This window comes from Spirillospora sp. NPDC049652, assembly GCF_040675125.1.
In the GTDB taxonomy this organism is placed as follows: Bacteria; Actinomycetota; Actinomycetes; order Streptosporangiales; family Streptosporangiaceae; genus Spirillospora.
The window spans coordinates 1-5504 of record NZ_JBFAOF010000462.1; the positions used below are offsets into that span (position 1 = coordinate 1).

At 72.7% G+C, this 5504-nt stretch carries 5 protein-coding genes; 3 read left to right on the top strand and 2 right to left on the bottom strand.

The window, feature by feature from the left end:
* Window positions 1-265: 265 nt before the first annotated feature.
* On the bottom strand, window positions 266-1285 hold the full coding sequence (locus AB0J52_RS25210; RefSeq protein WP_500184675.1) for a Gfo/Idh/MocA family protein: 1020 nt from the start codon (window positions 1283-1285) through the stop codon (window positions 266-268).
* Between the two features lie 145 nt (window positions 1286-1430).
* On the opposite strand from AB0J52_RS25210, the gene AB0J52_RS25215 reads away from it, so the two are divergent.
* From AB0J52_RS25215 to AB0J52_RS25225, 3 genes are read left to right on the top strand one after another with little or no spacing between them, the layout of a single operon-like run.
* On the top strand, window positions 1431-2909 hold the full coding sequence (locus AB0J52_RS25215; RefSeq protein ID WP_500184676.1) for a substrate-binding domain-containing protein: 1479 nt from the start codon (window positions 1431-1433) through the stop codon (window positions 2907-2909).
* A complete protein-coding gene (locus AB0J52_RS25220) occupies window positions 2906-3946 on the top strand; it encodes an ABC transporter permease (protein ID WP_500184677.1) in 1041 nt (346 codons plus the stop codon). The genes AB0J52_RS25215 and AB0J52_RS25220 overlap by 4 nt, the downstream gene beginning before the upstream one ends.
* Window positions 3943-4779 (top strand): ATP-binding cassette domain-containing protein, encoded by an 837-nt coding sequence (locus tag AB0J52_RS25225; protein WP_500184678.1) that lies wholly within the window; start codon window positions 3943-3945, stop codon window positions 4777-4779. The genes AB0J52_RS25220 and AB0J52_RS25225 overlap by 4 nt, the downstream gene beginning before the upstream one ends.
* Window positions 4780-4829: 50 nt before the next feature.
* On the opposite strand, the gene AB0J52_RS25230 is transcribed toward AB0J52_RS25225, so the two are convergent.
* Window positions 4830-5504: hypothetical protein (locus AB0J52_RS25230; protein ID WP_500184681.1), on the bottom strand; the 675-nt coding region annotated here is incomplete at its 5' end.

A 5504-nucleotide genomic window follows, 5' to 3' on the forward strand; every position in this document is an offset into this window, starting at 1 on the left:
CGCGCTCTTCTCCTCCGCCTTCTTCCCCCCCGAGCTGCTGCACCCGGCGAGCGCGGCGGTCAGCGCGAGCGCGGCTGCGGTCATGGCGAGCAGTGGTCTGCGCGTGGTCGGTATCGGCACTGCGGTCTCCGTCCGGTGGGGGGTGGGCGATCGGATGGACCACATACTGTCGGGTTCTCCGCTCCAGGTCACGGCTGTTTCTCGACGGACCGGACGGGTATACGGATCTGTTGGCGTGGAAGATCATCCGCTGCGGCGGCCCGCCTCACCGCCGCACCTCCGCCACCTCCACGACGCGGCCCTCGCGCCGGGACACCTCGCACGCCTCGGCCAGGTAGAACGCCTCCAGCGCCTCCTCCGGCGGGCACGGGTTGGCCAGCTCCCCCGCCGCGACCTGGAGGAACACCTCCAGCTCGGCGTCGTAGGCGGCGGCGAACCGCTCCAGGAACCCGGAGTAGGCCGCGCCGCCCCGCCCGTCGCCGGGCAGCGGGGTGAGCGGCGTGCGGCCGTCCAGGCCCGCGACGACGCTGTCCTTCGCGCCGAACACCTCCAGCCGGACGTCGTATCCGGCCGCGTTGTACCTGGTGGCGGCGAGGAGGCCGAGCGTCCCGTCGTCCAGGACGAGCAGCGCCGCGCCGGTGTCCACGTCACCGCACTCGCGGAAGAACGCGTCGCCCCGGTTGGCCCCGGCGCTGACGACGCGGACGACCTCGCGCCCGGTCACGTACCGGACCGAGTCGAGGTCGTGGATCAGGCAGTCGCGGAACAGGCCGCCCGACATCGGGACGTACTCGGCGGGCGGGGGCGCGGGGTCGAACCCGCACGACCGGACGGTGTGCAGCCAGCCGAGCCGTCCGGACGCCACGGCGTCCCGCGCGGCCCGGTACCCGGCGTCGAACCGGCGCTGGAACCCGACCTGGACCGGGACCCGCGCGGACCGGGCGGCGCGCAGGATGTGGAGCGTTCCATCCACGTCCGGGGCGAGCGGCTTCTCGCAGAACACCGGCCTTCCGAGGGCGACGGCCCGCTCGACGAGCGCGGCGTGCGCACCGGTGGCCGCCGCGACGACGTACGCGTCCGCGCCGGCGTCGAACAGGGCGTCCACGCTGCTCAGCGCGCGCACGGCGGCGGACGGCGAGTGGGTGGGGCGGAGGCGTTCCGCCGTGGCGGCGGCCCGGCGCGGGTCCGCGTCCGCGATGACGAGTTCGGCGACGTGGGGCGAGCGGGCCAGGGCGGCGGCGTGCCGCGCGCCGATCCGGCCCGCGCCGGCGAGTGCGATCCTCATGGTCCCTCCCGGGCGGGGGTGGGTGGGCCCCGAGTGTGCTGGAGCGTTCCAGTACCGTCAACGGCCCGGATGCGGCGGCCCCGGCGTTAGGGGCGACCGGAATCCGGCCTTCCATGACAATACGAACAAGCGCTAGGTTGCCTTCATGCGCGTGTTCCTCACCGGAGCCTCGGGCTTCGTCGGCTCGCACACCGTCGCCGCCCTGCTGGCCGCCGGGCACGAACCGCGCGCCCTCGTCCGCGATCCGGAACGCGCTGCCCGGACCCTCGCCCCGCTGGGCGTGGAGGCGTCCCGCGTCGAGTTCGTCCAGGGCGACATGCTGGACGCCGCCGCGGTGTCCCGGGCGCTGGAGGGGTGCGACGCCGCGATCCACGCCGCCGCCGCGATCGGCGTCACCGGACCGTCGGGCGACCTGGTCGCGGCCAACGTCACCGGCACCCGCAACGTCGTCGGCGGGGCCGTCGAGCGCGGCCTGTCCCCGGTCGTGCACGTCTCGTCGGTCGCGGTGTTCGTCCCGCCGGACGGCCCGGTGATCACGCCGGACAGCCCGCTGGCCGCCCCGCACACCGACTACGGGCGGTCCAAGGTCGCGGCCGAGCGGTACGTCCGGGAGGCGCAGTCCGGCGGCGCGCCGGTCGCGATCGTCTACCCCGGCGGCGTCTTCGGCCCGCACCAGCCGCAGCTGGACGCGCTCGCCGGGTGCAGCAGCTCGGGGGGGAAGAAGGCGGAGGAGAAGAGCGCGAACCCGGGCGGGGGCGGCGGTCCCCGGCTGAAGATCGCCATGGTCACCCATTCCGGACCCGGTGACACCTTCTGGGACATCGTCCAGAAGGGGGCGAAGACCGCCGCCGCCAAGGACAACGTGCAGTTCCTCTACTCGGCCGACCCGGACGGCGGACGGCAGGCCCAGCTCGTCCAGACGGCGATCGACCAGAAGGTGGACGGCATCGTCGTCACCCTCGCCAAGCCGGACGCCATGAAGGACGTGCTGGCCCGCGCCGCCGCCGCGAAGATCCCGGTCGTGTCGATCAACTCCGGCGCGGACGCGTCGGCGAAGCTCGGCGCGCTGGTCCACTTCGGCCAGGACGAGAGCGTCGCGGGCGAGGCGGCCGGGCGGCAGCTCGCGAAGATCGGCGCGAAGAAGGCGCTGTGCGTCGTCCACGAGCAGGGCAACGTCGGGCTGGAGTCGCGCTGCGCGGGCGCCAAGAAGACCTTCGGCGGCTCGATGCAGAACCTCTACGTGACCGGCACGAACATGCCGCAGGTCAAGTCGGCGATCACCGCCAAGCTGCAGGCGGACAAGGGCATCGACGGCGTGCTGACGCTCGGCGCGCCGTTCGCCGCGACGGCCGTCCAGTCGGCGCAGGAGGCCGGCAGCAAGGCGAAGATCGGCACCTTCGACATGAACAAGGACCTGGTCGCGTCCGTCAAGGACGGCTCGATCCAGTTCGCCGTGGACCAGCAGCCGTACCTCCAGGGCTACGAGGCCGTGGACGAGCTGTGGCTCTACCGCAACAACGGCAACGTGCTCGGCGGCGGGCGGCCCGTCCTCACCGGCCCCGCGATCGTGACCAAGGACAACGCGGACCAGATCGCGCCGTTCGCCGAGCGGGGCACCAGGTGACGCAGGCCGCCACCGGGGGCGCCGCGCGGGACGAGCGGGTGGCGCGGCGCGACCCGCTGCGCCGGCTGCTCGTCCGGCCCGAGCTCGGCGCGCTGATCGGCGCGGTCGCGCTGTTCGTGTTCTTCTCCGTGACGGCCGACGCGTTCCTGCGCGCGCCGTCGTTCTCGACCGTGCTGTACGCCTCGTCCACCTTCGGGATCATGGCGGTCGGGGTGTCGCTGCTGATGATCGGCGGCGAGTTCGACCTGTCGGCGGGGGTGATGGTGACCAGCGCCGCGCTGGTCGCCTCGCTCGTGTCGTTCCAGTTCACGCTGAACGTGTGGGCGGGCGTGGCGGTCTCGCTGGCCGTCACGCTCGCGCTCGGCGTCCTGAACGGCCTGCTGTTCGTCTGGACGAAGCTGCCGAGCTTCATCGTCACGCTGGCGACCTTCCTGATGCTCGCCGGGGCGAACCTGGGCGTGACCAAGGCCGTCACCGGCAACGTCGCGTCCGACTCGATCCGCGACATGGACGGCTTCGCGAGCGCCAAGAGCGTGTTCGCCTCCGAGGTCGCCGTCGGCGGGGTCAACGTGAACGTCACGGTGTTCTGGTGGCTCGGGTTCACCGCCGTCGCGACCTGGATCCTGCTGCGCACCCGCGCCGGGAACTGGATCTTCGCGGTGGGCGGGAACGCGCCCGCCGCCCGCGCGGTCGGCGTCCCGGTCGCCCGGACCAAGATCGCGCTGTTCGCCGGGGTCGCGTTCTGCGCCTGGTTCTCCGGGATGCACCTGCTGTTCGCGTTCGCCACCGTCCAGTCCGGCGAGGGTGTCGGCAACGAGTTCTTCTACATCATCTGCGCGGTGATCGGCGGCTGCCTGCTGACCGGCGGCTACGGCTCGGCGATCGGCGCCGCGATCGGCGCGTTCATCTTCGGGATGGTCAACAAGGGCATCGTGTACGCCGACTGGAACCCCGACTGGTTCCGGTTCTTCCTCGGCGCCGCGCTGCTCGCCGCGACCGTCGTCAACCACCTCGTCCGGCGGAGGGCCGAGCGGTGACCGCCCTGGTGAAGCTGACCGGAGTCGGCAAGGACTACGGCGGCGTGATCGCGCTGCGGGACGTGACGCTGGAGGTCGGGGCCGGCGAGGTGGTGTGCGTCCTCGGCGACAACGGCGCGGGCAAGTCCACCCTCATCAAGATCATCGCCGGGCTGCACCGGCAGGACTCCGGGACCTATGAGGTGCAGGGCGAGCCGGTCGCGTTCGCCTCGCCCCGCGACGCGCTCGACCTCGGCATCGCGACCGTCTACCAGGACCTCGCCGTCGTCCCGCTCATGCCGGTCTGGCGCAACTTCTTCCTGGGGTCGGAGCGGCGGAAGGCGCTCGGCCGCCTCGACGTCGAGTCCATGCGCCGCACCACCCGCGACGAACTGCTCGCCATGGGCATCGACCTGCGCGACGTGGACCAGCCGATCGGCACCCTGTCGGGCGGCGAGCGGCAGTGCGTCGCGATCGCCCGAGCGGTGCACTTCGGCGCGAAGGTCCTCGTCCTGGACGAGCCGACCGCCGCGCTCGGCGTGAAGCAGGCCGGGGTCGTGCTGCGCTACATCGTGCAGGCGCGCGAGCGCGGCCTCGGCGTCGTGTTCATCACCCACAACCCGCACCACGCCTACCCGGTCGGGGACCGCTTCCTGATCCTCAACCGGGGCCGTCCGATCGGCTACCACGGCAAGGACGAGATCACCCGCGAGGAGCTGACCGCGCTCATGGCGGGCGGCGCGGAGCTGGAGCAGCTCGCGCACGAGCTGCGCGCCACGGGCTCGGCCGAGACCGCGCGCGAGATCGGCGAGGAGGCGCGCAGCCTCGGCATCCCCGACGAACCGGCCGGCTGACGCCTGTCCGCCCGTCCGCCTGCGCCCTCGCGGGTGGGCGGGCGGGCGGGCTACGTCCAGGTCGCCTTCGCGAGGACGTTCTCCAGGCCCGGCGTCCGCCAGAAGTCCACGATCAGGATCTTCGACTCGGGCAGGTACCAGATCCGCTCGGTGTAGGTCGTGGACGTCCGCGTCTTGAAGCCGTGCTCGTCGGTCGACGTCCGCGTCCAGCACGGGACCGTCCACTCGAAGTACCGCGCCTTGCGCGAGCCGACGGACGCGGACCTGCTCACCGTGCGGCTCGCGCCGTGCTTGGCGTCCGAGACGCGCAGCGACGCGTCGGCCGGGCAGTCCATGCCCTTGTCCTCGGTGAACAGGCCGCCGAAGGTGTCGTCCGGTGAGAAGCGGCCGGCGAGGTACTGGTCGTGGCGGGCGGAGAAACTGGGGCCCATCACCAGGTAGCCCTTGCAGTGCGGCAGGTCGTAGGTGCTGAACCGGCCGGACGACTGCGGGGCGCAGCCCGCGGACTGGCCGACGAGGTAGCTGTCCTGGAAGGTCTCGGTCGCCGTCCCGTTCTTGATCGGGTGCACGGTCCACGGCACCGGGGTGCGGAGTGAGATCCGTCCGACCGCCAGCGCCTTGGCTGGCGGCGCGGACGCCGCCGCGTGCCTCTTCGGAGAGGGCTTCACGGCCTGGTAGACGCCATAGCCCGCGCCCGCCGTCGCGACGAGCGCGGTCGCCGTGAT